19 protein-coding genes are annotated in these 25,031 nt (G+C 62.2%); 7 read left to right on the top strand and 12 right to left on the bottom strand.

The features are described 5' to 3' along the window. Window positions 1–4: 4 nt before the first annotated feature. The gene (locus ACIOAU_RS12970) at window positions 5–1,255 is read right to left on the bottom strand and encodes a lipoprotein-releasing ABC transporter permease subunit (protein ID WP_101321174.1); all 1,251 of its coding nucleotides are present in this window, start codon (window positions 1,253–1,255) and stop codon (window positions 5–7) included. 93 nt (window positions 1,256–1,348) lie between these two features. Here ACIOAU_RS12970 and ACIOAU_RS12965 point away from each other — a divergent pair, with 93 nt between their 5' ends. Both ACIOAU_RS12965 and ACIOAU_RS12960 read left to right on the top strand, forming a co-directional pair. Continuing rightward, window positions 1,349–1,933, top strand: a complete 585-nt coding sequence (locus ACIOAU_RS12965; RefSeq protein WP_101321176.1) for a PilZ domain-containing protein — start codon at window positions 1,349–1,351, stop codon at window positions 1,931–1,933. 31 nt (window positions 1,934–1,964) lie between these two features. After that, window positions 1,965–2,681 (top strand): glycerophosphodiester phosphodiesterase, encoded by a 717-nt coding sequence (locus ACIOAU_RS12960; RefSeq protein ID WP_181107918.1) that lies wholly within the window; start codon window positions 1,965–1,967, stop codon window positions 2,679–2,681. A gap of 48 nt (window positions 2,682–2,729) precedes the next feature. On the opposite strand, the gene sthA is transcribed toward ACIOAU_RS12960, so the two are convergent. Continuing rightward, window positions 2,730–4,124 carry a Si-specific NAD(P)(+) transhydrogenase gene (gene sthA, locus ACIOAU_RS12955; RefSeq protein ID WP_101321180.1) on the bottom strand — a complete coding sequence of 465 codons (1,395 nt, stop codon included), beginning with the start codon at window positions 4,122–4,124 and terminating at the stop codon, window positions 2,730–2,732. Between the two features lie 338 nt (window positions 4,125–4,462). Beyond that, window positions 4,463–5,926 carry a glyceraldehyde-3-phosphate dehydrogenase gene (locus ACIOAU_RS12950; protein ID WP_101321182.1) on the bottom strand — a complete coding sequence of 488 codons (1,464 nt, stop codon included), beginning with the start codon at window positions 5,924–5,926 and terminating at the stop codon, window positions 4,463–4,465. A gap of 168 nt (window positions 5,927–6,094) precedes the next feature. Between ACIOAU_RS12950 and mfd the strand changes: the two genes are divergently transcribed. Genes mfd through ACIOAU_RS12935 form a run of 3 tightly spaced genes read left to right on the top strand, consistent with a single transcriptional unit; the run spans window position 6,095 to window position 13,431 of the window. After that, window positions 6,095–9,544 carry a transcription-repair coupling factor gene (gene mfd / locus ACIOAU_RS12945; protein WP_401182354.1) on the top strand — a complete coding sequence of 1,150 codons (3,450 nt, stop codon included), beginning with the start codon at window positions 6,095–6,097 and terminating at the stop codon, window positions 9,542–9,544. 10 nt (window positions 9,545–9,554) lie between these two features. Next, window positions 9,555–10,127 carry a CsiV family protein gene (locus ACIOAU_RS12940; RefSeq protein ID WP_103438022.1) on the top strand — a complete coding sequence of 191 codons (573 nt, stop codon included), beginning with the start codon at window positions 9,555–9,557 and terminating at the stop codon, window positions 10,125–10,127. A 4-nt stretch (window positions 10,128–10,131) separates the two neighbouring features. Further along, window positions 10,132–13,431, top strand: coding sequence for an SNF2-related protein (locus ACIOAU_RS12935; protein ID WP_401182351.1), 3,300 nt, complete (start codon window positions 10,132–10,134; stop codon window positions 13,429–13,431). A 43-nt stretch (window positions 13,432–13,474) separates the two neighbouring features. Here ACIOAU_RS12935 and nagZ read toward each other — a convergent pair whose 3' ends face one another. Both nagZ and ACIOAU_RS12925 read right to left on the bottom strand, forming a co-directional pair. After that, window positions 13,475–14,473 (bottom strand): beta-N-acetylhexosaminidase, encoded by a 999-nt coding sequence (nagZ, locus tag ACIOAU_RS12930; RefSeq protein ID WP_220634181.1) that lies wholly within the window; start codon window positions 14,471–14,473, stop codon window positions 13,475–13,477. Window positions 14,474–14,554: 81 nt separating this feature from the next. Next, window positions 14,555–15,268, bottom strand: coding sequence for a TetR/AcrR family transcriptional regulator (locus tag ACIOAU_RS12925; RefSeq protein WP_101321193.1), 714 nt, complete (start codon window positions 15,266–15,268; stop codon window positions 14,555–14,557). Window positions 15,269–15,503: 235 nt separating this feature from the next. Here ACIOAU_RS12925 and lexA point away from each other — a divergent pair, with 235 nt between their 5' ends. Together lexA and sulA are read left to right on the top strand one after the other, a co-directional pair. After that, entirely contained in the window at window positions 15,504–16,112 is a 609-nt protein-coding gene (gene lexA, locus ACIOAU_RS12920; protein ID WP_101321195.1) for a transcriptional repressor LexA, read from the top strand. Between the two features lie 13 nt (window positions 16,113–16,125). Beyond that, on the top strand, window positions 16,126–16,605 hold the full coding sequence (gene sulA / locus ACIOAU_RS12915; protein ID WP_101321197.1) for an SOS-induced cell division inhibitor SulA: 480 nt from the start codon (window positions 16,126–16,128) through the stop codon (window positions 16,603–16,605). Between the two features lie 51 nt (window positions 16,606–16,656). On the opposite strand, the gene ACIOAU_RS12910 is transcribed toward sulA, so the two are convergent. From ACIOAU_RS12910 to ACIOAU_RS12880, 7 genes are all read right to left on the bottom strand, one after another. After that, window positions 16,657–16,890, bottom strand: coding sequence for a hypothetical protein (locus ACIOAU_RS12910; RefSeq protein ID WP_101321200.1), 234 nt, complete (start codon window positions 16,888–16,890; stop codon window positions 16,657–16,659). A 50-nt stretch (window positions 16,891–16,940) separates the two neighbouring features. Then, window positions 16,941–17,462 (bottom strand): DUF6586 family protein, encoded by a 522-nt coding sequence (locus ACIOAU_RS12905; RefSeq protein ID WP_101321202.1) that lies wholly within the window; start codon window positions 17,460–17,462, stop codon window positions 16,941–16,943. A gap of 172 nt (window positions 17,463–17,634) precedes the next feature. After that, window positions 17,635–20,247, bottom strand: coding sequence for a type I DNA topoisomerase (gene topA, locus ACIOAU_RS12900; RefSeq protein WP_401182344.1), 2,613 nt, complete (start codon window positions 20,245–20,247; stop codon window positions 17,635–17,637). A 101-nt stretch (window positions 20,248–20,348) separates the two neighbouring features. Then, the gene (locus tag ACIOAU_RS12895; RefSeq protein ID WP_101321206.1) at window positions 20,349–20,600 is read right to left on the bottom strand and encodes a DUF1653 domain-containing protein; all 252 of its coding nucleotides are present in this window, start codon (window positions 20,598–20,600) and stop codon (window positions 20,349–20,351) included. 77 nt (window positions 20,601–20,677) lie between these two features. Continuing rightward, window positions 20,678–21,853: an acetyl-CoA C-acyltransferase FadA gene (gene fadA, locus ACIOAU_RS12890; protein WP_101321208.1), complete on the bottom strand. Its 1,176-nt coding sequence runs from the start codon at window positions 21,851–21,853 to the stop codon at window positions 20,678–20,680. A gap of 31 nt (window positions 21,854–21,884) precedes the next feature. Continuing rightward, window positions 21,885–24,032, bottom strand: coding sequence for a fatty acid oxidation complex subunit alpha FadB (gene fadB, locus ACIOAU_RS12885; RefSeq protein ID WP_188036424.1), 2,148 nt, complete (start codon window positions 24,030–24,032; stop codon window positions 21,885–21,887). A 501-nt stretch (window positions 24,033–24,533) separates the two neighbouring features. Next, a complete protein-coding gene (locus tag ACIOAU_RS12880; protein ID WP_401182340.1) occupies window positions 24,534–24,971 on the bottom strand; it encodes a hypothetical protein in 438 nt (145 codons plus the stop codon). Window positions 24,972–25,031 lie beyond the last annotated feature (60 nt).

Below are 25,031 nucleotides of genomic sequence, written 5' to 3'. Positions count from 1 at the left end.
CGACTCACTCATAACGTAGCGCCTCTGCAGGCTGGGTGCGCGCCGCACGCCAGGCCGGATACAGGGTGGCGAGGAAACTCAGGATCAATGCCGCGCCGCAGACCATCCACACGTCCTGGGCGATGATCTGCGAAGGCAGGTAGTCGATGAAGTACACATCGGCGTTGAGGAACTTGTGCCCGATCAGCTTCTCGATGCCGGCAATCGCCGCGCTGACATTGAGCGCTGCGAGAATGCCGACCACCGCACCAATCAAGGTACCGACCACGCCGATCACCGTACCCTGGACCATGAAGATGGCCATGATCTGCCCAGGCGTAGCGCCCAGGGTGCGCAGGATGGCGATGTCGCCGCGCTTGTCATTGACCACCATCACCAGGGTCGAAATGATGTTGAACGCCGCCACCGCCACGATCAGCAGCAGGAGCAGACCAATCATCGCCTTCTCCATGCGGATGGCCTGATACAGGTTGCCGTGGGTGCGGGTCCAGTCACGCGAGTAGAACTCCTGCTCGCCCAACTGCTGGGCGATGCTCCAGGCCACGCGCGGGGCTTCGAACAGGTCGTCGAATTTCAGCCGCAGGCCCTGCACCTGATCCGCTTTCCAGCGGTGCAGGCGCGACAGGTCGGCGATGTTGGTCAAGCCCAGGAAGCCGTCGATCTCGCCCGCACCGACATGAAAGGTGCCGACCACGGTGAAGCGCTTCATGCGCGGGAACATGCCCGCGGGCGTGACGCTGACCTCTGGCGCTACGAAGGTCAGTTTGTCGCCGACCTTGACGCCCAGTTTGGCCGCAGCCTTGTCGCCGATCATGATGCCCCACTCGCCCGGCGCCAGCTTGTCGATGCTGCCTTCGCGGATGAAGTTGTCGATGATCGACACCTCTCGCTCACGCGCAGGATCAATACCGTTGAGCAGCACCTTGCTGACCTTGCCGTCGAAGGTCAGCAGGCCCTGCATCTGGGTGAAGGGCGCGACCGCCACGACTTGTGGATTCTGCTTTACTTGTTGAGCAAGGGCAGGCCAATCATTGATCGGCTGGCCGCTCTCAAGCGTGGCGTGAGGGATCATGCCAAGCACGCGGGTACGCATCTCGTGGTCAAAGCCATTCATCACCGAGAGCACCACGATCATCACCACCACGCCCAGGGCGAGGCCGATCATCGAGGTCAGGGAAATGAACGAGACGAAATGGTTGCGGCGTTTGGCACGGGTGTAGCGAGTACCAATAAATACGAAAAGAGGTCTGAACATGTCGGGGCTTGTTCGGATGAAAGGGAACGTCCTTGTGGCGAGGCGCCTACGGCGGCTTTACACTCGGACCACCGCCGTAACCTTGGGTTCGCCATGACGACAATAGACGATGAAGATCGCCGCGAATACTACCGCATCGAAGACAGGATCGCACTGGAAATCACCCCGCTGAGCGCGGCTGAGGCCCTGGAGCCAGAACTGTTGCAGGATGATTCGCCGCTGTTCAACCTGCTCAGCGAACTGCATCTGTCGGACTTTGAATCGCAACATCTGCTGCGCCAGTTGAGCGACAAGGACCGCACCCTGGCGGCGTTTTTACGGGCCCAGAACAAACGCCTCGACCTGCTCAGCGCAGTGGTCGCGCACAGCCTGCTCGGCGAGATCGGCGCACCGCATCGGGTGATCCTCTCCGAGGGCGGCATCGAGTTCAGCCAGACCAGCGCGATCGCCGCCGGCACCCGGGTCAAGGTCAAGATGGTGTTGATGCCCCGCGCCCACGGTTTGCTGCTGCGCGGCCGGGTTACCCACTGCGACGCTCGCCCCGGCGGCGACTATGAAGTCGGCACCGAATTCACCGACATGACCGACGCCCAGCGCCAGTTGTTGGCGCGGTATATCCTGCAGCGCCAGCAACAGCAACGTCGGCAGGCACTGGAACAGAACGACCCCGCCTCCTGAGCTCCGCTCTTATTGATTTGAAGGAACGAACGTGACCCTGATCTACGGCCATCGCGGCGCCAAGGGCGAAGCACCTGAAAACACCCTGACCAGCTTCCGTCAGTGCCTGGAGCACGGCGTCAATCGCTGTGAACTGGACCTGCACCTGTCGGTCGACAACCAGCTGATGGTGATCCACGACCCGACACTCAAGCGCACCACTGGCCGCCGCGGCAAGGTGGTCGAGCACAGCGCCGCTGACCTGACCACCTATGACGCCCGTGCCGGCGGCCCCGGCCATGTACAGCCCTGCCCTATTCCACGGCTTGAAGAGCTGTTCGAGAAATGCGCATTCGAGCACTGGCAGCTTGAGGTCAAAAGCGCGTCGCGCACCCGTGCCGCCAGCACCGTGCTGGCCATCCGTGAGCTGGCGCAGCAATATGGCCTGCTCGACAAGGTCACCATCACCTCAAGCTCGCGTGAAGTGCTCAGCGCTGCGGTTGAGCTGGTGCCGGATGTATCGCGTGGACTGGTGGCGGAATATGCCTGGCTCGACCCACTGAAGGTCGCGCAGAACTACAACTGCCAGATGCTCGCCCTGAACTGGACGCTATGCACTCCCGAGCGCCTGATCAAGGCACAGCGCCAGGGTTTGCACGTGTCGGTATGGACGGTCAACGAGCCGGCACTGATGCGCCGACTCGCCGACTTTGGCGCTGACAGCCTGATTACAGACTTTCCCGGTTTGGCCAAGACCACCCTTGGGTAGGATTGAAACCGAGCTCCCCGACCGGCTCAGGCCACCGGTCGGAGCCGCTCAAAAAAGCCGGTTGAGGCCGTCGTAGGCCGCTACGCGATAGGCTTCGGCCATGGTCGGGTAGTTGAAGGTGGTGTTGACGAAGTACTTCAGGGTATTGCGCTCACCCGGCTGATCCATGATCGCCTGGCCGATGTGCACGATCTCCGAGGCCTGGTAACCAAAGCAGTGTACGCCAAGGATCTGCAAGGTCTCGCGATGGAACAGGATCTTCAGCATGCCTTGCGGCTCACCGGCGATCTGCGCACGCGCCATGCTCTTGAAGAATGCCTTGCCGACTTCGTACGGCACCTTGGCCTGGGTCAGCTCCTGCTCGTTCTTGCCGATCGAGCTGATCTCGGGAATGGTGTAGATCCCGGTCGGCACGTCGTTGACGAAGCGCCAGCTGCCATTGTCGACAATGCTGCCCGCTGCCGAGCGGCCCTGGTCGTGGGCGGCACTGGCCAGGCTCGGCCAGCCGATCACGTCACCGGCGCCATAAATGTTCGGCACGGTGCTGCGGTAGGCTTCGTCGACTTCGATCTGGCCACGACTGTTGACCTTGATGCCGATGTTTTCCAGGCCCAGCTTGTCGGTGTTGCCGGTACGGCCGTTGCACCAGAGCAAGGCGTCGGCCTTGATCTTCTTGCCCGACTTCAAATGCAGGATCACGCCGTTGTCGAGGCCTTCGACCCGCTCGTAGTCTTCGTTATGACGCACGGTGATGTTGTTGTTGCTGAAGTGGTAGCTCAGTGCCTGGGAGATTTCCGAATCGAGGAAGCTCAGCAACTGCCCACGGTTGTCGACCAGCTCGACCAGTACACCCAGGCCGCTGAAGATCGAGGCGTACTCGCAACCGATCACGCCAGCGCCGTAGACAATCAGTTTGCGCGGGGTGTGGCTGAGACTGAGGATGGTGTCGCTGTCGTACACACGCGGGTGGTTGAAGTCGATATCAGCCGGGCGGTACGGGCGCGAACCGGTGGCGATGATGATGTGCTTGGCCACCAGCTTTTCGACCACGCCATTGGCGCAGACCACTTCGACGGTTTGCTCGTCGGCAAAGCTGCCGGTGCCGACAAACACGTCGACGCGGTTACGGGCGTAGTAACCAGTGCGCGAAGCGACCTGCTTGGAGATCACCTTCTCGGCGCTCTTGAGCACGTCCGGGAACGAGAACCAGCGCGGCTCGCCGATGGCACGGAACATCGGGTTGGTGTTGAACTGCATGATCTGCCGCACCGAGTGACGCAGTGCCTTGGACGGGATGGTGCCCAGGTGGGTGCAGTTGCCGCCAACCTGGCGACGGCTATCGACCATCGCCACCTTGCGCCCTGCTTTGGCGGCGTTCATTGCCGCACCTTCTCCGGCCGGGCCGGAACCCAGCACCACTACGTCGTAGTTGTAGACAGCCATGCGTACTCCTTCAAAACTGGCCCGCCGGCCGGTTGGCCGCGGGGCGCGATCATGTCGCCGCGGCGCCATGGAAAAATTCGGGTGCAGTCTAATCAAGCGGGAACGCCGCGCACATTAACCCTTGGTCGCGTCGTAGGCGAATTTTGCCTTCACTACATATCGTGGCAAGCACGCCTGCGTGAGGCGGCCGAATGCCCATCAGTTAAGCAATGGGGCCGCTTTGCGGCCCTTCGCGGGTGAACCCGCTCCCACAGGATCGCGCCTATCTGTGGGAGCGGGTTCACCCGCGAAGGGCTGCAAAGCAGCCCCAAAATCAGCAAAACAATGCTATCGGCGGATCAGCGCGGGAAGGCTGGCGGGTTGACCCCGGCCATGTCTTCCATCACGCGCACTACCTGGCAGCTGTAACCGAATTCGTTGTCGTACCAGACGTACAGGACAACACGGTTTTCGTTACAGATGGTCGCTTCAGCATCAACCACACCGGCGTGGCGCGAGCCAACGAAGTCGGTCGAAACCACTTCCTGCGAGTTGACGTAGTCGATCTGCTTGTGCAGCTCGGAGTGCATCGCGGTCTGGCGCAGGTACTCGTTGATCTCTTCGCGGCTGGTGCCGGTTTCGAGGTTCAGGTTGAGGATGGCCATGGACACGTTCGGCGTCGGTACGCGGATCGCGTTGCCGGTCAGCTTGCCCTTGAGCACAGGCAGCGCCTTGGCAGCGGCGGTGGCAGCACCGGTTTCGGTGATGACCATGTTCAGCGGCGCGGCGCGGCCACGACGGCTGCCCTTGTGGAAGTTGTCGATCAGGTTCTGGTCGTTGGTGAACGAGTGAACGGTTTCGACGTGGCCGTTGATGATGCCGAACTTGTCGTTGACTGCCTTGAGCACCGGCACGATGGCGTTGGTGGTGCAGGAAGCCGCGGAGATGATCTTGTCATCAGCGCTGATTTCACCGTGGTTGATGCCGTGCACGATGTTCTTCAGCGCGCCTTTGCCAGGTGCGGTGAGGATCACGCGGGCAGCGCCTGGGCATGCCAGGTGCTGGCCGAGGCCGTCGGCGTCACGCCATACACCGGTGTTGTCGACGATCAGCGCATCTTTGATGCCGTACTGGGTGTAGTCGACTTCGCTCGGGCTCTTGGCGTAGATAACCTGGATCAGGTTGCCGTTGGCGGTGATGGTGTTGTTGGCTTCGTCGATGGTGATGGTGCCATCGAAGGGGCCATGCACCGAGTCACGACGCAGCAGGCTGGCGCGCTTGACCAGGTCGTTTTCAGCACCCTTGCGGACAACGATGGCGCGCAGACGCAGGCCGTCGCCACCACCGGTTTTTTCGATCAGGATGCGTGCCAGCAGACGGCCGATACGACCGAAGCCGTACAGCACGACGTCGGTGCCCTTGCGCGCCGAAACGTTTTGCTGACCAACCACGTCGGCCAGTTCTTCGCGGACGAACTGCTCGGCGCTGCGGCCATTGCCTTCAAGCTTGAACTTGTTGGCCAGCTTGCCCAGGTCGACCGAAGCGGCGCCCAGTTTCAGCTCGCTCATCGCCTTGAGCAAAGGGAACGTCTCGTGGACAGACAGTTCGGTCTCGTCGGTCTGACGGTGACGCGCAAAGCGGTGCGCCTTGAGGATCGAGATCACCGAACGGTTGATCAGGCTACGGCCATAGATCGAGCTCACCACATTGTTGTTGCGGTAGAGCTGACCGATAAGCGGGATCATGGCTTCAGCCAAAGCTTCACGATCAATCCACTCACCAAGACACTGGTCGGGCTTCTGAGTCACGGGAACCTTCCACATGTAGGGGTAGAAAAAAGGGGCTACATTATGACGCCCCACGGCGTATCGAGCAATGAGCGCCTGTCGTTAACGCTGCACACCGCTGCCTGAGCCCTCGCGAGCCTGACAGCTGGCACCGGCGTCGGTACAATCGACCTCTTTGCCGCAACGCTTGGAGTGCATTCTCCCGTGTCAGTTCTGCGCTTACCGCAATTGTCGGCCCAGGCCGGCAAACAAACCTGGGGCAACTTGCCCGGTGCCGCCCTCAGCCTGGCCATCGCCGAGGCCGCCAGTGGCGCCCGGCGCTTTACCCTGCTGCTGACCGCCGACAGCCAGGCCGCCGACCGTCTCGAGCAGGAGCTGCGCTTCTTCGCCCCGGACCTGCCGGTGCTGCCGTTCCCCGACTGGGAAACCCTGCCATACGATCTGTTCTCGCCGCATCAGGACATCATCTCGCAGCGTATCGCCAGCCTGTACCGGCTGCCGGAGCTGGACCACGGCATTCTTGTGGTGCCGATCACCACCGCCCTGCACCGCCTGGCGCCAACGCGCTTTCTGCTCGGCAGCAGCCTGGTCCTCGACGTCGGCCAGACCATCGATGTCGAGCAGATGCGCAGCCGCCTCGAAGCCAGCGGCTATCGCTGCGTCGACACGGTCTACGAGCATGGCGAATTTGCCGTGCGCGGCGCGCTGATCGACCTCTTCCCGATGGGCAGCAAGCTGCCGTTTCGGATCGACCTGTTCGACAACGAAATCGAGACCTTGCGCACCTTCGATCCAGAGACCCAGCGCTCGATCGACAAGGTCGAATCGGTACGCCTGCTGCCGGCACGCGAATTTCCGATGCAGAAGGAAGAAGTCACCCGCTTCAAGGCACGTTTCCGCGAGCGCTTCGACGTGGATTTTCGCCGCAGCGCGATCTTCCAGGACCTCGCCAGCGGGATCATCCCGGCCGGCATCGAGTACTACCTGCCGCTGTTCTTTGAAGAAACCGCGACACTGTTCGACTACCTTCCAGCTGACACCCAGGTGTTCTCGATGCCCGGCGTCGAGCAGGCTGCCGAGCATTTCTGGAACGACGTGCGCGGGCGCTATGAAGACCGCCGCGGCGACCTGACCCGACCACTGCTGCCGCCGGCTGAACTGTTCATGCCAGTGGAAGACTGCTTTGCCCGCCTCAAGCAGTGGCCGCGCGTGGTGGTCAGCAGTGACGACCTCGAACCCGGCGCTGGCCGGCAGAGCTTCCCGGCGCGCGAGCTGCCCAACCTGGCCATCGAAGCCAAGGCCAATCAACCCCTGGCGGCACTGTCGGCATTTCTTGAGCAGTTCCCGGGCCGGGTGCTGTTCACTGCAGAATCTGCCGGCCGCCGCGAAGTGCTGCTGGAGCTGCTCGAACGGCTCAAGCTGCGCCCGCAGACCGTTGACGGCTGGACCGATTTCATTACCGGCAAAGAGCGCCTGGCGATCACCATCGCACCGCTCGACTACGGCCTGTTGCTGGACGACCCGGCACTGGCGTTGATCGCCGAAAGCCCGTTGTTCGGCCAGCGCGTGATGCAGCGCCGACGCCGCGAAAAGCGCGGCGAGGCGGCCAACGATGCGGTGATCAAAAACCTCACCGAGCTGCGCGAAGGCGCACCGGTGGTGCATATCGATCACGGGGTCGGCCGCTATCTGGGCCTGGCCACACTGGAAATCGACGGCCAGGCCGCCGAATTCCTCACCCTTGAGTACGCCGAGAACGCCAAGCTGTACGTGCCGGTCGCCAACCTGCACCTGATCGCCCGCTACACCGGCAGCGATGACGCCCTGGCGCCGCTGCACCGGCTCGGCTCGGAAACCTGGCAGAAGGCCAAGCGCAAGGCTGCCGAGCAGGTCCGCGACGTGGCTGCCGAACTGCTCGACATCTATGCCCGTCGCGCCGCACGCAAGGGCTATGCCTTTGCCGATCCTGCAGCCGATTACGCCACCTTCAGCGCCGGCTTCCCGTTCGAGGAAACACCCGATCAGCAGAACGCCATCGACGCGGTGCGCGAGGACATGCTCGCTGCCAAGCCGATGGACCGTCTGGTCTGCGGCGACGTCGGCTTTGGCAAGACCGAAGTGGCCATGCGCGCGGCATTCATCGCCGTGCACAGCGGCCGCCAGGTGGCCGTACTGGTACCGACCACCCTGCTCGCCCAGCAGCACTACAACAGCTTCCGCGACCGCTTTGCCGACTGGCCGGTAACCGTCGAAGTGATGAGCCGCTTCAAGTCGGCCAAGGACATCGCCACTGCTGCTGCCGATCTGGCCGAGGGCAAGATCGACATCCTGATCGGCACGCACAAGCTGCTGCAGGATGACGTGCGCTTCAAAGACCTCGGTCTGGTAGTTATCGACGAAGAGCACCGCTTTGGCGTGCGGCAAAAAGAGCAGCTCAAGGCCCTGCGCAGCGAAGTCGACATCCTCACCCTGACCGCCACGCCGATCCCGCGCACCCTGAACATGGCCGTGGCCGGCATGCGCGACCTGTCGATCATCGCCACCCCGCCGGCGCGCCGGTTGTCGGTGCGCACCTTCGTCATGGAGCAGAACAACAGCACGGTGAAGGAAGCGCTACTGCGCGAACTGCTGCGTGGCGGCCAGGTGTATTACCTGCACAACGACGTCAAGACCATCGAGAAGTGCGCCGCCGACCTCGCCGAACTGGTACCTGAAGCGCGCATCGGCATCGGCCACGGGCAGATGCGCGAACGCGAGCTGGAACAGGTCATGAGCGACTTCTACCACAAGCGCTTCAACGTGCTGATCGCCTCGACCATCATCGAAACCGGTATCGACGTGCCCAGCGCCAACACCATCGTCATCGAGCGCGCCGACAAATTCGGCCTGGCCCAGCTGCACCAGCTGCGCGGCCGGGTTGGCCGTAGCCACCACCAGGCCTATGCCTACCTGCTCACCCCTGCCCGGCAGAAGGTCAGTAGCGACGCCGAAAAACGCCTGGAGGCGATTGCCAACACTCAGGACCTCGGTGCCGGCTTCGTGCTGGCCACCAACGACCTGGAAATCCGCGGCGCCGGCGAGTTGCTTGGCGATGGCCAGAGCGGCCAGATCCAGGCAGTCGGTTTCACCCTGTACATGGAAATGCTCGAACGCGCAGTCAAGGCGATCCGCAAGGGCAATCAGCCAAACCTGGAACAACCGCTTGGCGGCGGCCCGGAAATCAACCTGCGCCTGCCGGCGTTGATCCCGGAAGACTACCTGCCCGATGTGCATGCGCGGCTGATCCTGTACAAGCGCATCGCTTCGGCGGCCGACGAAGAAGGCCTCAAGGACCTGCAGGTCGAGATGATCGACCGTTTCGGCCTGTTGCCGGAGCCAACCAAGAACCTGATCCGCATCACCCTGCTCAAGCTGCAGGCCGAAAAACTCGGCATCAAGAAAGTCGACGGCGGCCCCAGCGGCGGCAAGATCGAATTCGAAGCCGAGACCCCGGTCGACCCGCTGACCCTGATCAAGCTGATCCAGGGCCAGCCCAAACGCTACAAGTTCGAAGGCGCTACCCAGTTCCGCTTCCTGGTGCCGATGGAACGCCCGGAAGAACGCTTCAATACCGTGGAGGCGCTGTTCGAGCGCCTCACCCCACAGCCTGCTTGAAGGAAGTTACATGCGTGCCATTCGTTGCCTGACCTTGCTGTTGACGCTGTGTGCGCCGACGGCGTTTGCTGATGGCTTGTATCAGGTGGAAATGCTGCTGGTGCGGCAAAACGATGTGCCGGCGGTGACCAGCCAGTTCGCCCCGGAAGACTGGCGCGCCGGCGCGCCGCGCTTGAGCAAGGAAGCCGAACGGCCACCGGTGCTGACCGACGAAGCGACCCGCCTCGAGGCCACGCCGAGCTACACCGTGCTGCTGCACAAGGCCTGGCAGCAACAACTCGGCAGCGAGCCCAGCAGCATTGCTCTGGGCGCTGGCGAGGAGCAGTTCGGTCACTTCCCGATCGAGGGCAACCTGAGCCTGGCCGACGGCCGCTTCATCGCCGTGCAGGCGAGCTTCTGGGTCAACCAGCTCGATGGCAACGGTAACGTGCTGCGCAGCGAGCATTTCCAGCAGAGCAATCGCAACATGAAAAGCGGCCAGCTGACCTTCCTCGACGGTGGCCACCTGGCACTTCTGCTCAAGGTCGCACCTGTCGGCGCGCGCAAACTGCCGGAGATGACTCCGGAGATGATGGAGCAGTGACACCGTGACCTCCGACGCAGTCGCCCTGGTGCGCAGCAACATCAGCTGGAAACGCGCCTTCTCCGCTGCGGTTTTGCAACGCGGCCAGCGCTACGCCGAAGAAGACCGGGTACAGATCCTCGACCATGACGACACGCGGATTGAAGCCACCTGTCGCGGTAGCGGCAGCGGCATCTATACCCAGCGCATTTTCATCACTGCGGCAGCTGGCCAGTGCCATGTGCGCGGCTACTGTTCGTGCCCGGTCAGAGAGAACTGCAAGCACTTTGCTGCGGTGCTGTTCGCCCTGCTCGACAGCAGCGCGCCGGCTGACAGCGACGCCCTGCCCCATCATCTACAGCACTGGCTGCAAGGGATGCAGCAACCGGCCACCGTCAGCCTCGGCGCAGATGACAAACGCGGGCGGATGGTCTGCTATCAGCTGGTACTCCATGAAGACCGCAGCTGCAGCCTGCGCGTGCGCAAAGGCACCGACGATGAGCGTGGCCTGCGCTTCAGCCGGGTGCAGTCGCTGTATGACTTTTTGTATGACACGCCGCGCTTCGTCACAGCTGAAGACCTGCGCATCCTGCGCCAGTTGAATGGACAGAACATCCCTTACGGCCAGGACCGCGGCTACGCACTCAAAGGCCAGGAAGGCGGCGAATTGCTGCAGCGCGCACTGGACACCGGCCGCGTCCTGTACAGCGACGACCGACCACTGCTGCGCCAGGGCCCGGAACGCGAGGCCGAGTTCCGCTGGGTGCGCCAGAGCGACGCCACCTATTGCGGCAGCTGGTTCAGCGGCGAGGAGAAGCTGTTCGTGCTGGCACTGGCGCCGCTGTTCTGGCTGGATGTACGCGCCGGTGAAATTGGCCGTGTCAGCCACTCACTCGACCCGCATATTGCCCTGCAACTATCACTGGCACCACCGGTACCCGAGCATCTGGTAGTGCCGCTGAGTCACAAGCTCAACGCCCTCAACCATCAAGTGCCGACCCCGACCCAGGTCAAGCAGCAGTTGCTCGAAGATATCCAGCCGACCCCGCGCCTGACCCTGGGCAGCCTCGAGTTCAGCGCTTACACGCCCAAGACCGGGCGCATGCAGCGGCAGATGCAACACCGCGCCGCACTGGCGTTCGACTACGACGGCGTGCTGGCAATCGGCAACGACGACAAGCCCCTGACCCGCCTGGTTGGCGCCACCAGCCAGCGCATCCGTCGTCAGCCACAGGCCGAGCAAGCCATGCGCAAGACCCTGCGCGAGCTGGGCTTCAAGCTGGCCACCCGGCAAAGCAAAGCGTTGCCCGACAGTGCCGGCGACATGCATCAGCTTGCCGACGACGAAGCGTGGCTGACATTTGCCCGCGACGGCTTGCCGCGCCTGCGTGAGGCCGGCTGGCACATCGATGTGCACCGCGACTTTGCCTTCAACTTGCAGGAGGTCGAAGACTGGTACGCCAGCGTCGACGAAGCGCCTGGCCACGAATGGTTCGACCTTGAGCTGGGCATCGTTGTCGATGGCCAGCGTCACAGCCTGCTGCCGATCGTGTTGCAACTGCTGCGCAGCAATCCGGAAATGCTGCGCCCCAGCGAACTGGCCCGGCGCAGTGACGATGAGCACTTGCTGCTGGACCTCAACCGCGGCCGCCTCGATAGCCCGCCGCTGCGCGTTGCCCTGCCCTATGGCCGGATCAAGGCCGTGATGGCGACCCTCGGCGAGCTGTACCTGCATGAACATGCAGGCGGCCCGGCGCTGCGCCTAGACCGCGCCGATGCCGCGCGCCTGAGCGACATGGAACACATGCCGCTGCTGTGGGAAGGCGGCGAGCACGTGCGCGGCCTCGGCCGGCGCCTGCGCGATGCACGGGATATCCAGGTCGAGCCGCCGCTCGCGCTCAACGCCACCCTGCGCCCGTACCAGCAACAGGGCTTGAACTGGCTGCAGGCGTTGCGCGAGATCGGCACGGGCGGGATTCTGGGCGACGACATGGGCCTGGGCAAGACTCTGCAGACCCTCGCCCATCTGCTGCTGGAGAAACAACATGGACGCCTGCTGCAGCCAGCCTTGGCGGTGATGCCGACCAGCTTGATCCCCAACTGGATCGACGAAGCTCAGCGCTTTGCCCCCGACCTGCGCGTGCTGGCCCTGCATGGGCCGGCGCGCAGCAAGCACTTCGCCAGCCTTGACCAATACGACCTAGTCCTGACCACCTACGCGCTGGTGCCGCGCGATATAGAGCAGCTGCGCGGGCAGCACTGGCACACGCTGGTGCTGGATGAAGCGCAGAACATCAAGACCAGCACCAGCAAGGCCGCCGTCGCCGTCGGCGAGCTGCAGGCAGGCCAGCGCCTGTGCCTGACCGGTACGCCGATGGAAAACAACCTCGGCGAGCTCTGGTCGCTGTTTCACTTCCTCATGCCCGGCTGGCTGGGCGACAGCAAACGCTTCAATCAGGAATACCGCACCCCCATCGAGCGCCACGGCGATCAGGACCGCCTGGCCCACCTGGCTGGGCGCATTCGCCCGTTCCTGCTGCGTCGTACCAAAGAGCAGGTGGCCAAGGAGCTGCCAGCCAAGACCGAGATGGTGCACTGGGTCGAGCTCAGCGACGCCCAGCGCGACACCTACGAGGCGGTGCGGGTGGCGATGGACAAGAAGGTCCGCGACGAACTTGCCCGTAACGGCGCAGCACGCAGCCAGATCGTGATTCTCGATGCCCTGCTGAAGCTGCGCCAGGTGTGCTGCGACCTGCGCCTGGTCAAGAGTGTCGAGAGCAAGGGTAATCAAGCCGACAAGGGCAAGCTGGGCAGCCTGCTGCAGATGCTCGAAGAGTTACTCAGCGAAGGCCGCCGGGTCCTGTTGTTTTCCCAGTTCACCTCGATGCTGGCGCTGATCGAGCAGGAGCTGATCAAGCGTGACATCCGCTACAGCCTGCTGACCGGCGACACTCGCGATCGGCGCGCACCGGTGCAGCAGTTCCAGCAGGGTGACAGCGAAGTGTTTCTGATCAGCCTCAAGGCCGGCGGCACCGGGCTCAACCTGACCGCCGCGGATACGGTGATCCACTATGACCCATGGTGGAACCCGGCAAGCGAAAACCAGGCGACCGACCGTGCCTACCGGATCGGCCAGGACAAACCAGTGTTCGTCTACAAGCTGATCACTCGCGGTACCGTCGAAGAGAAGATCCAGTTGCTGCAGCAAGAGAAGGCAGCACTCGCCGCCGGCCTGCTCGATGGCGGCCATAGCGGCCAATGGCGTCTGGGTGATGAAGAGATTGAAGCGCTGTTCGCGCCGCTGCCGGGCAAGCGCAGCCGTTAGGTGAGCCGGGCTGACCTGTCACCTAGGTCAGCTCGGCATTTGCTCAGTCGATCAACTGTGCTTCTTTCAAAGCGCCAAGCGCCTCCAGCCAGCGTGGCTGCTGGCGATACTCGGTGCTGGCAAAACCTTGCCCGCGCATGCCGGCAACCCGTGGCGAAGGCTTGACCTTAAGCCGCTGCGCTGCACTCAAAGCCAGCTCTGCCGCGGCCCGGTCATTACACACCAGGCCCATGTCACAGCCGGCGCTCAAGGCCGCTTCGATCCGGTTGGCGGCATCGCCGACCACATGCGCACCGGCCATCGACAGGTCGTCACTGAAGATAACCCCGGTAAAGCCCAGCTCGCCACGCAGAATGTCCTGCAACCAGCGGCGCGAGAAGCCAGCAGGCTGATTGTCGATCTGCGGGTAGATCACATGCGCGGGCATGACCGCAGCCAACTGACCGCGCAGGCGGGTGAACGGCACCAGGTCAGCCTGGCGCAACTGCTCGAGGCTGCGCTCGTCGGTGGGGATGGCCACGTGCGAGTCGGCCTCGGCCCAACCATGCCCCGGGAAGTGTTTGCCGCAGGCAGCCATGCCGGCTGAGTTCATGCCGCGGATGAACGCGCCGGCCAGTTGCGTGGCCCGCTCCGGATCGCCTTCGAAGGCGCGGCTGCCAACCACTGCGCTGCGCTGATGATCAAGGTCGAGCACCGGCGCAAAGCTCAGGTCCAGACCGACCGCCAGCACTTCAGTGGCCATCAACCAGCCACATTGCTCGGCCAGGTACTCGGCATTGCGGTTGTCGGCTATCGCGCGCATGGCCGGCAGGCGCACAAAGCCCTGACGCAAGCGCTGCACGCGCCCGCCCTCCTGATCGACAGCCAGAATCAGGTCAGGCCGGATCGCCCGAATCGACGCACACAACTCACGCACCTGGCGCGGGCTGTCGATATTGCGGGCGAAGATGATCAGGCCAGCTACTTCAGGCTGGCGCAGCAACTGCCGGTCCTCGGCAGTCAGCCAGGTACCGGCGATGTCGATCATCAGGGAGCCTTGCAGGCTGGCAGTCATGAAAAGTCCTTCAGGGAATGTCGTGCAGTGAATTATCTGCGAAGCCTGTGCCCGCGCGCCAGTGCCGGCTCAGGCTTTGGCCGGCGTGCCAGCAGGGCTGGTCTTGCTGCGCGGGCGCAGTTGCGCGGCAGCCATGGCCTGGTCGGTGACGCCGCTGTCGGCACGCATACCGGCTGCGAGGAACGGCACCATCAGGCGCATGACCTGCTCGATCGAGGTGTTGATACCAAAGTCGGTTTCGGCGATAGCGCGCAAGGCCTTGATCCCGGACATGCTGAACGCCGCCGCGCCAAGCATGAAGTGCACCCGCCAGAACAACTCGATCGGCGGGATACGCGGCGCGGCATCATTGACCAGCAGCATGTAGCGGCGGAACACCTTGCCGTACATGTCTTCAAGGTAGCGGCGCAGGTGGCCCTGGCTCTGGCTGAACGCCAGGCCGAGCAGGCGCATGAAGATCGACAGGTCATTATTGCTGCGCGGCTGCACCACCAGCGCTTGCTCAACGAGCATCTCCAGCAGCTCTTCAAGGCTCGGCTTGAGTTCCGGCCGGCCCTGGCGGCGCTCGAGTTCACGCTCAAGGCTTGCGCAGAACGGCCCGAGGAAGCGCGAGAAGACCGCCTGGATCAGCGCCTTTTTCGAGCCGAAGTGGTAGTTCACCGCTGCGAGGTTGACGCCAGCCTTGCTGGTGATCAGGCGCAACGAGGTTTCCGCGAACCCCCTTTCCGCGAATAGCTGCTCGGCAGCATCGAGAATGCGTTCAACGGTTTCCGATTGGGCCATGACTACTCGCTACTCCGGGGTGGGGGCCTGACAAACAGTTGTTTGAAACATACGTTTCAGGCTTCTATCTGTCAAGGTTGGCTGACTCACCGGTCGCCATTAAAACACAGCCTCGCGTACCGAGCTGCAGGCCACGCCGTGCGTAAGACCGAGCATCTTCTGCGGCAAGATGCTTGCAGCCAGCCTTCTACTGTATATAATCCCAGTCACTGTATAAAAAGACAGAGCGATCGCCATGTTGAAACTGACGCCACGCCAAGCCGAAATCCTGGCTTTCATCAAACGCTGCCTCGACGACAACGGCTATCCGCCGACCCGCGCGGAGATCGCCCAGGAGCTGGGCTTCAAGTCGCCCAACGCCGCTGAAGAACACCTCAAGGCCCTGGCGCGCAAAGGCGCCATCGAGATGACTCCGGGCGCGTCCCGCGGCATCCGCATCCCTGGCCACGAAGCCAAGGCCGAAGAGAGCGGCTTGCCGATCATTGGCCGCGTCGCTGCGGGTGCGCCGATCCTGGCTGAACAGCATATCGAGCAGTCGTGCAACATCAACCCGACCTTCTTTCACCCGCCCGCTGACTACTTGCTGCGCGTACACGGCATGAGCATGAAGGACGTCGGTATCTTCGACGGCGACCTGCTGGCCGTGCATACCTGCCGCGAAGCACGCAATGGCCAGATCGTGGTCGCACGCATTGGCGACGAAGTCACCGTCAAGCGCTTCAAGCGTGAAGGCAACAAGGTCTGGTTGATGGCCGAGAACCCCGAATTTGCCCCGATCGAAGTCGACCTCAAGCAACAGGACTTGGTGATCGAGGGCTTGAGCGTCGGCGTCATTCGTCGCTGATCCAGGAGGCGTCATGCAGCAAGCAATCCACGTACCGCAGTCAATTCAGTTGCCATTATTCGAAGCGTTTCTGGCCGAACCGGTGCTGCCTGGCCTCAAGGCCAGCGCCCAGGCACGGCAAAAAAACAGCGACCCCGAGCGGTTCAGCGAACTGGCCCTGCGCGGTGCGCCGGGACATTGCCAAAGCCTGCTGGCGCCGGTACTGCGCGACCTGAGCGAAGAAGTGGATGCGCGCTGGCTGACGCTGATCGCCCCGCCGACCAGCCTGACACAGGCCTGGCTGCGCGATGCCGGGCTCAACCGCGAGCGCATTCTGCTGCTGCACCCCAGCAGCAACAAAAGCGCCTTGCAGCTCACTTGCGAAGCCCTGCGCATGGGCCACAGCCATACCGTAGTCAGCTGGCTGGGTAGCCTCAATGTCACCCTGCGTCAGCAGCTGATCCGCGCCGCCACGGTCGGAAACGCACAAAGCCTGAACATCCGCCTCGGCTGATGTTCAGGCTTCGCCTGTTCTCATCGTGATCGTGTAGGGGTCTGGCACTACTCAGTGCAGAACGCGCGGCCCTTCGTCACGCTCCAACTCGCCTTCCACCAGCTTGCCAGCCATTTGCACGCCGACGCTGAGCATGGCCTTGGCCACTTCGACGTGTTGACCCTGCAAAAACACCTTGGCGTCCTCGGAGAAATCCAGGGTTACCAATGAGCCTTCATCTTCGGCGCGACGCAGCTCGATCCGGCCATCAGGCAACTCTACAATTTCAAGAAAGGACGTCGACATAAAAGGCTGTTCTCCACGAAAGGCGAGCATTGTACCAGCCAAGTGCCTGCTCAGCACTCACTCAACGCATCACGAAAGCGCCTGGCCAGGTCTTTCAAATTGCTCCGCCACTGCTCGAGCTCTGCCCGCGAAAGCGCAGGCTGCTCGGGCTCGTCGAGGTTGATGGCCTGAATCAACGGCTGGGTGACGTCAGTTTTGGCGGTTTTTTTCGCGACAGGTGGTCGGAACAAATCTGCATAAGCGGTCAACATCTGCGCCAGCCAGGTTTGCCGATTGTCTGCCAGTTCGATCAGCTCGGCCAACTCCGGGATGGCCATGCCGGCCAGCACTTCGGCGTCCAGTAGCTGTTCAGCGCGAGCAGCGCCCGCTTGCGGCAGGCGGTAGAAGCCGGCGATTTCGTGACATAACCCAAGCAGCGCACCGTACAGATGAAACTGCGCCGCTTCGCGCTCAGCCTGCACCAGCCCCTGGGCGTTCATGGCCTGGCTTTGCTCGGCCTTGGCCATGGACTCCAGCGCGAGGCCGGCGAAGAACAGTTTCTGGTTGGTGCGGGTATAGAGTTCCTGGGCCATGGCGGTTGGCCTCCTGAGGGCAGCGTGGCGATCAGCAAGTTTCAGCTATCGCCGGGCACTCTCGCAAGCACAAAAGCCGCAAGCCAAAAGCAGCGCGGGGCAAGCCTGCTGCTGCGCCTCACCCTGAGGACACAACAGCGGGCTTGCCCCGCGCAGGTGCTGCGGCGCCGGATCAGCGCTTGTCTTCGACCTTCCAGGCCTTGCCGTCGTAGAACGCCTTCCAACCGGTCGGCTTGCCGTCAACTTCGGACTGCACGTACTGCTCCTTGGTCTTGCGGCTGTAGCGGATCACGGTCGGGCGACCGTCTGGATCCTTGGCAGGCGCTTCACAGAGGAAGTGGTACTTGGGATCGATCTCATCCTTGTGCGGGATGATTTCTTTCACCAATGGCGCGCGAGTTTCGCGGTTTTTCGGGAACTGGCTGGCCGCCAGGAACAAGCCCGAGGCACCGTCACGCAGCACGTAGGTGTCATCGACCTTCTCGCACTTGAGCTCAGGCATTTCCACCTTGTCCATCTTCGGTGGCGCTGCTTCGCCGTTCTTGAGCAGCTTGCGAGTGTTTTTGCAGGCCGGGTTGGTGCAACCGAAGAACTTGCCGAAACGGCCGGTCTTGAGCTGCATTTCGCTGCCGCACTTGTCGCACTCAAGGCTCGGACCTTCGTAGCCCTTGATCCGGTAGCTGCCCTGCTCGATTTCGTAGCCAACGCAATCCGGGTTGTTACCGCAGATGTGCAGCTTGTGCTTCTCGTCCAGCAGGTAGGCATCCATCGCCGTGGCGCAGATCGGGCAACGGTGCTTGCCGAGCAGCACGCGCGATTCGGACTCACCCTCGTCGTCCGCGGCGATTTCGTCGCCGGGCACCAGGTTGACGGTCGCCTTGCAGCGCTCTTTCGGCGGCAGGGTGTAACCCGAGCAACCGAGGAACACGCCGGTAGAGGCGGTACGAATCATCATCGGCCGGCCACATTCCTTACAGGCGATGTTGGTCATGGTCGGCTGGTTGGCGCGCATGCCGTTCTCGGGAGACTCAGCGGTTTGCAGCTTTTTGCTGAAATCGCCGTAGAACTCGTCGAGTACGTTTTTCCAGTCACGTTCGCCCTGGGCGACGTCGTCGAGGTTCTCTTCCATGCCGGCGGTGAAGCCGTAGTCCATCAGGTCGGAGAAGCTCTCGGACAACCGCTCGGTAACGATGTCGCCCATCTTCTCGGAGTAGAAGCGGCGGTTGTGCAGGGTGACGTAGCCGCGGTCCTGGATGGTGGAAATGATCGCTGCATAGGTCGACGGGCGACCGATACCGCGTTTTTCCATTTCCTTGACCAGGCTGGCCTCGGTGAAGCGCGCCGGCGGTTTGGTGAAGTGCTGGCTTGGATCAAGTTTGATCAACTTGAGCACTTCGCCCTGGCCCATCTCAGGCAGCACGTCATCTTCGCCTGGCTTGCTCTGCTGCGGCAGGACGCGGGTGTAACCGTCGAACTTGAGGATGCGGCCCTTGGCGCGCAGCTCGAAGTCACCGGCCTTGACCGTGACGCTGGTCGACAGGTACTGCGCGGGTGGCATCTGGCAGGCCAGGAACTGGCGCCAGATCAGCTCGTACAGGCGCTCGGCATCGCGTTCCATGCCAGTCAGCTTGCTTGGATGGGTCGCCACATCGGACGGACGAATCGCTTCGTGCGCCTCCTGTGCGCCGGCCTTGCTGCCGTAGACGATCGGCGCTTCCGGCAGGTACTGCTTGCCGAACTCGCGCTCGATGTAGCTGCGGGCCATTTCCACGGCATCGGCAGAGAGGTTGGTCGAGTCGGTACGCATGTAGGTGATGTAGCCGGCTTCGTACAGACGCTGGGCCATCATCATGGTCTTCTTCACGCCGTAGCCGAGGCGATTGCTCGCCGCTTGCTGCAGGGTCGAAGTGATGAACGGCGCCGACGGCTTGCTGCTGGTCGGCCGGTCTTCACGCTTGGCGACGGTGTAGCTCGACGACTTGAGCTGATCCAGGGCAGCCATGGCCTGGGCTTCGTTCAGCGGCTTGAAGGCTTCACCCTTCTCGCGCGCTACTTCAAAGCGGACCTTGGCGTCCTTGGCGGTGCCGAGGTCGGCGTGTACTTCCCAGTACTCTTCCGGGTTGAACGCACGAATCTCGCGCTCACGCTCGACCACCAGCTTGACCGCTACCGACTGCACACGGCCGGCAGACAGGCCACGGGCAATCTTCGACCACAGCAGTGGCGAGACCATATAGCCCACCACACGGTCGAGGAAGCGCCGCGCCTGCTGGGCGTTGACCCGGTTGATGTCCAGCTCACCTGGCTGCGAGAACGCCTCCTGGATGGCCTTTTTGGTGATCTCGTTGAACACCACGCGCTTGTAGCGGGTGTCATCACCACCGATGGCTTCACGCAGGTGCCAGGCGATTGCCTCCCCTTCGCGGTCCAAGTCGGTCGCGAGATAGATGGTGTCGGCATCTTTGGCCAGGCGACGCAGCTCTTCGATGACCTTTTCCTTGCCGGGCAAGATCTCGTACTTGGCTTTCCAGCCAGCGTCCGGATCGACACCCATGCGCGAGACCAACTGGCGGCGAGCCTTTTCTTTCGGCGTCAGTACCGGTGCCTCAGCCGCAGCTGCCTTGCCACGTTTGGCCGCCGGCTCCTTACTGGCGCTGGCCGAACCGCTGGTGGGAAGGTCACGGATGTGGCCGATACTCGACTTCACCACGTACTGGTTGCCCAGGTACTTGTTGATGGTCTTGGCCTTGGCCGGGGATTCCACAATGACCAGCGATTTGCCCATGGATCGGTGTATTCCTGAATCTGAAAATTAAAAATCGCGTCAGGTGCCGCACGCGGCACCGCTATATATAGTGGCTACAGGGTCAGGTCAAGCGCGCTCGACTAACCGCTGGCCTGTTCGGACGGGCCAAAACGCCCCTCCTCGGCCGTGACCAGAGCAAAGCGCGGGACCTGCTCGCCGTCAACTTCGACCGATTCGACAAACATTGCCAAGGGTCGCACCCACAGCCCGTAATCACCATACAGGCATTGGTAGAACACCATCCACTCTTCGCTTTCAGAATGGCGGGCTGCGCCGAACACGCGATACTCAGGCCCTTTGTAATGCCGGTACACGCCTGGCTGTATGTGCATGTTGCTGACCCTCGAGATAAATCCTGTAAAAAACAAAAACCGGGGCACATGGCCCCGGCTGCTGTCTTGCGCCGCGATCAGACGCGTTCGAAGACAGTGGTGATGCCTTGGCCCAGGCCGACACACATGGTGGCGACGCCGAGGGTACCGCCATTCTGCTTCATGACGTTGAGCAAGGTGCCGGAAATTCGCGCACCGGAGCAACCAAACGGATGACCCAGGGCAATGGCGCCGCCGTGCAGGTTAACCTTCTCATTCATCTTGTCGAGCACTTTCAAATCTTTCAGCACCGGCAGGGCCTGTGCAGCGAAGGCTTCGTTGAGCTCGATGAAGTCGATATCGGCCATGCTCAGGCCGGCACGCTTGAGCGCTTTCTGCGTCGAAGGCACCGGGCCGTAACCCATGATAGCCGGGTCGACACCGGCCACCGCCATCGAGCGAAGCACCGCCAGCGGCTGGATGCCCAGGTCCATGGCGCGCTGACCGGACATGACGATCATGCACGAAGCGCCATCGGTAATCTGCGACGAGGTACCGGCAGTGACGGTACCACCTTTGGGGTTGAACGCAGGCTTGAGCGAGGCCAGGCCTTCGAGGGTGGTTTCCGGACGAATGGTTTCATCGAAGTCAAAGACCTTGAGGAAGCCATTCTCGTCATAGCCCTGCATCGGGATGATCTCGTCCTTGAACTTGCCCTCGACCGTGGCCTTGTGCGCCAACTGATGCGAACGCACGGCGAAAGCATCCTGTTGTTCGCGGCTGATGCCGTGCATCTTGCCGAGCATCTCTGCAGTCAGACCCATCATCCCGGAGGCCTTGGCAGCGTGCAAGGACATGTGCGGGTTGGGATCGACACCGTGCATCATGCTGACGTGACCCATGTGTTCGACACCGCCGATGACGAATACGTCACCGTTGCCGGTCATGATCGCCTGGGCAGCTGTGTGCAGTGCGCTCATCGACGAGCCGCACAGGCGGCTGACGGTCTGCGCCGCCGAGGTGTGCGGAATCTGGGTCATCAGCGAGGCCATGCGGGCGATGTTCCAGCCCTGCTCCAGGGTCTGGTTGACGCAGCCCCAGATCACGTCCTCGACTTCTTTCGGGTCGACCTTGTCGTTGCGCTCGAGCAACTTGCTGATCAGGTGCGCCGACATGTCTTCGGCGCGGGTGTTGCGGTGCATGCCACCCTTGGAACGACCCATCGGGGTCCGACCGAAGTCGACAATCACCACGTCTCTTGGATTCAGGCTCATATCAATACTCTCGCTCTAACTCGTTGGGCGCTCAGTTGAAGAAACGCTGGCCGGTCTTGGCCATTTCGCGCAGCTTCGCGGTGGGGTGGTACAGCGGCCCCAGGTCGGCGTACTGGTCAGCCAGGGCGACGAACTCGGCAACCCCGATCGAGTCGATGTAGCGCAATGCACCACCGCGGAAGGGAGGGAAGCCGATACCGTAGACCAGGCCCATGTCGGCCTCGGCTGCGGTTTCGACAATGCCGTCTTCCAGGCAGCGGACGGTTTCCAGGCACAGCGGGATCATCATCCAGTTGATGATGTCCTCGTCGCTGACTTCACGCTGCTCGAAGACAATCGGCTTGAGCACTTCGAGCACGCTCTCGTCGGCAACCTTTTTCGGCTTGCCGCGCTTGTCGGTCTCGTAGGCATAGAAGCCCTTGCCGTTCTTCTGGCCCAGGCGTTTGGCTTCGTACAAGGCATCGATGGCGGTGCGGCGATCGTCCTTCATGCGGTCCGGGAAGCCTTCCGCCATGACGTCGCGACCGTGATGGCCGGTGTCGATGCCGACCACGTCCATCAGGTACGCAGGACCCATCGGCCAGCCGAATTTCTCCATGACCTTGTCGATGCGCACGAAGTCGACACCGGCGCTGACCAGGCGAGCAAAGCCGCCGAAATACGGGAACAGTACGCGGTTGACCAAGAAGCCTGGGCAGTCATTGACCACGATCGGGTTCTTGCCCATTTTCTTGGCATAGGCAACGGTGGTGGCCACGGCCACTTCGCTGGACTTCTCGCCACGGATCACTTCCACCAGCGGCATCATGTGCACCGGGTTGAAGAAGTGCATGCCGACGAAGTTCTCCGGACGCTTGAGGGCCTTGGCCAACAAGTTGATGGAGATGGTCGAGGTGTTGGAGGCGAGAATCGCGTCCTCTTTGACCTGACCCTCGACTTCGGCCAGAACGGCTTGCTTGACCTTGGGGTTCTCGACTACAGCTTCGACCACGATGTCGACATTGGCGAAGTCGCCGTAGGACAAGGTCGGGCGAATCGCATTGAGCGCCTCGGCCATTTTCGCCGGGGTCAGGCGACCCTTCTCGACACGATTGCCGAGCAGCTTGGAGGCTTCGTTCAGGCCCAGCTGGATGGCATCCTCGCGGATATCCTTCATCAGGATCGGGGTGCCTTTGACCGCCGACTGATAGGCGATACCACCACCCATGATGCCAGCGCCGAGTACGGCAGCCTGCTTCACGTCATTGGCGATCTGGTCGTGCGCCTTGGCCTTGCGCTTGAGCTCCTGGTCATTCAGGAACAAGCCGATCAGGCTGGCAGCGACGGGCGTCTTGGCCAGTTTGGCAAAGCCTGCAGCTTCCACTTCCAGCGCTTTGTCACGACTGAAGTTGGCGGCTTTCTGGATGGTCTTGATCGCTTCGACCGGCGCCGGGTAGTTCGGCCCGGCCTGGCCGGCAACAAAACCTTTGGCGGTTTCGAAGGCCATCATCTGCTCGATGGCGTTGAGCTTGAGTTTTTCCAACTTGGGCTGGCGCTTGGCCTTGTAGTCCAGTTCACCGCTGATGGCGCGCTTGATCAGGTCCAGCGCTGCAGCCTGCAGCAGCTCTGGGGTGACGACGGCATCAACGACGCCAACCTTGAGGGCATCTTCGGCGCGGTTTTCCTTGCCCGAGGCAATCCACTCGATGGCATTGTCCGAGCCGATCAGGCGCGGCAGGCGCACGGTACCGCCAAAGCCTGGGTAGATGCCCAGTTTGACCTCCGGCAGGCCGATCTTGGCGGTGCTGGACATCACCCGGTAATCAGCTGCCAGGCACATTTCCAGGCCGCCACCCAGTGCGATGCCGTTGATCGCGGCAACAGTAGGTACGCCGAGGTCTTCGAAATCATTGAAGATGCGGTTGGCTTCCAGGTTGCCAGCGACCAGCTCGGCCTCGGGCAGCTTGAAGTTGTCGACAAACTCGGTGATGTCGGCGCCGACGATGAACACATCCTTGCCACTGCTGACGATGACGCCCTTGACCGAGGCGTCGCTCTTGATGGCGGCCACGGCCTGACGCAGATCGTCCAGGGTCAGGCGGTTGAACTTGTTGACGGACTCACCCTTGAGGTCGAACTTCAGTTCGACGATGCCGCTTTCAAGAGCCTTAACCGTGATGGCTTTACCTTCGTAAATCATCAACTGATCTCCACGATATGGAAGCTAAACTGTACACGCCGGACGCTGGCTAAACCCTGTCACAACAGCGGCTTGGTCAGGCACACCCGTCAGCGCGATAGTCGGGATTGGCATGAACGGCGCAACATACAAACGCTCAATTCATACGCCCGTTTGATTTGGGTACGCACACATTCTCCGAAAAGGTCGGCGTTGTCAAATCCTCCCTGAGGAGGTGAAAACGCGACTTTCCGGTCATTTTGTAGCGACTAGGTATCAACCTTGATGACAGTGATCGCCAGCCATTCATGCCAGCGATAAGCCCTTGGCGGGCAGCAGAAGCTGCGCCAGGCACCCGGCAAAAACTGCGCAGCAGGCTATAGTCACTCTCGCAAGCAAAGTATCCCGGCCTGCCTGGCCTTTCTGCGGCAGCAGAACGCATCGCGGGGCACCCCTGCCGATCCGCCACCTGAGCATGGGTGGCGGATCGGCAGGGGTGCCCCGCGATGTCGTTACGAAGGGTTAAGCGAGGTCTTCGAGGGTTTGCGCAATGTTCTGCAACACAGATTCATCACCGCGCTCGCCCCAGTACAAGGCAATCATTTGCGTGGTGGCCTCAATCATGTAGACATTGCTCGGCAACACCGCCAAGGCCTTGGCCAGGCGCGGATCTTCGCAAGGCTCACGCCACTTGTTCCACCACACCCCAGGGCTGACCTGCCAATACGCCCAGCAGTCATCCCGGCCCTTGCGCCGCGGCCGATGGTACTGCGGGCACGGGCTCGGCGGCTGCTGTGCGAGCCAGTGCGGCCACTGCTGCGGCGCCAGCTGCATGGCCAGGCCAATGCGCCTGCCGGCCAGGCGCAGGCTCATCTGCTCGCTCTGTTTGCGTGATGGACGCAGCCAGGCAAGTGGGCTGAGAATCAGCGCAAGGATTGACACCACCAGCCATACCGTCATATCTGTAGATCCCATAAAGCGTTGCAAATGAGCTGGTTAGCCAGGTTTCACGGTAAACCG

Source organism: Pseudomonas sp. NPDC088322, from assembly GCF_044740745.1.
Taxonomy (GTDB): Bacteria; Pseudomonadota; Gammaproteobacteria; order Pseudomonadales; family Pseudomonadaceae; genus Aquipseudomonas; species Aquipseudomonas shirazensis.
The sequence above is the reverse complement of the archived record's forward strand: the minus strand, read 5'-3'. Positions and strand labels throughout refer to the sequence as shown.

What these genes read in the sequence shown, in the direction of transcription:
- ACIOAU_RS12950 (WP_101321182.1), bottom strand. Translation starts at nt 5,926, where the DNA reads ATGTGGAAGGTTCCCGTGACTCAGAAGCCCGACCAGTGTCTTGGTGAG.
- sthA (WP_101321180.1), bottom strand. Translation starts at nt 4,124, where the DNA reads ATGGCTGTCTACAACTACGACGTAGTGGTGCTGGGTTCCGGCCCGGCC.
- ACIOAU_RS12910 (WP_101321200.1), bottom strand. Translation starts at nt 16,890, where the DNA reads ATGTCGACGTCCTTTCTTGAAATTGTAGAGTTGCCTGATGGCCGGATC.
- sulA (WP_101321197.1), top strand. Translation starts at nt 16,126, where the DNA reads ATGCAGCAAGCAATCCACGTACCGCAGTCAATTCAGTTGCCATTATTC.
- fadB (WP_188036424.1), bottom strand. Translation starts at nt 24,032, where the DNA reads ATGATTTACGAAGGTAAAGCCATCACGGTTAAGGCTCTTGAAAGCGGC.
- ACIOAU_RS12880 (WP_401182340.1), bottom strand. Translation starts at nt 24,971, where the DNA reads ATGACGGTATGGCTGGTGGTGTCAATCCTTGCGCTGATTCTCAGCCCA.
- lexA (WP_101321195.1), top strand. Translation starts at nt 15,504, where the DNA reads ATGTTGAAACTGACGCCACGCCAAGCCGAAATCCTGGCTTTCATCAAA.
- ACIOAU_RS12895 (WP_101321206.1), bottom strand. Translation starts at nt 20,600, where the DNA reads ATGCACATACAGCCAGGCGTGTACCGGCATTACAAAGGGCCTGAGTAT.
- ACIOAU_RS12940 (WP_103438022.1), top strand. Translation starts at nt 9,555, where the DNA reads ATGCGTGCCATTCGTTGCCTGACCTTGCTGTTGACGCTGTGTGCGCCG.
- topA (WP_401182344.1), bottom strand. Translation starts at nt 20,247, where the DNA reads ATGGGCAAATCGCTGGTCATTGTGGAATCCCCGGCCAAGGCCAAGACC.
- ACIOAU_RS12970 (WP_101321174.1), bottom strand. Translation starts at nt 1,255, where the DNA reads ATGTTCAGACCTCTTTTCGTATTTATTGGTACTCGCTACACCCGTGCC.
- ACIOAU_RS12965 (WP_101321176.1), top strand. Translation starts at nt 1,349, where the DNA reads ATGACGACAATAGACGATGAAGATCGCCGCGAATACTACCGCATCGAA.
- ACIOAU_RS12905 (WP_101321202.1), bottom strand. Translation starts at nt 17,462, where the DNA reads ATGGCCCAGGAACTCTATACCCGCACCAACCAGAAACTGTTCTTCGCC.
- fadA (WP_101321208.1), bottom strand. Translation starts at nt 21,853, where the DNA reads ATGAGCCTGAATCCAAGAGACGTGGTGATTGTCGACTTCGGTCGGACC.
- ACIOAU_RS12925 (WP_101321193.1), bottom strand. Translation starts at nt 15,268, where the DNA reads ATGGCCCAATCGGAAACCGTTGAACGCATTCTCGATGCTGCCGAGCAG.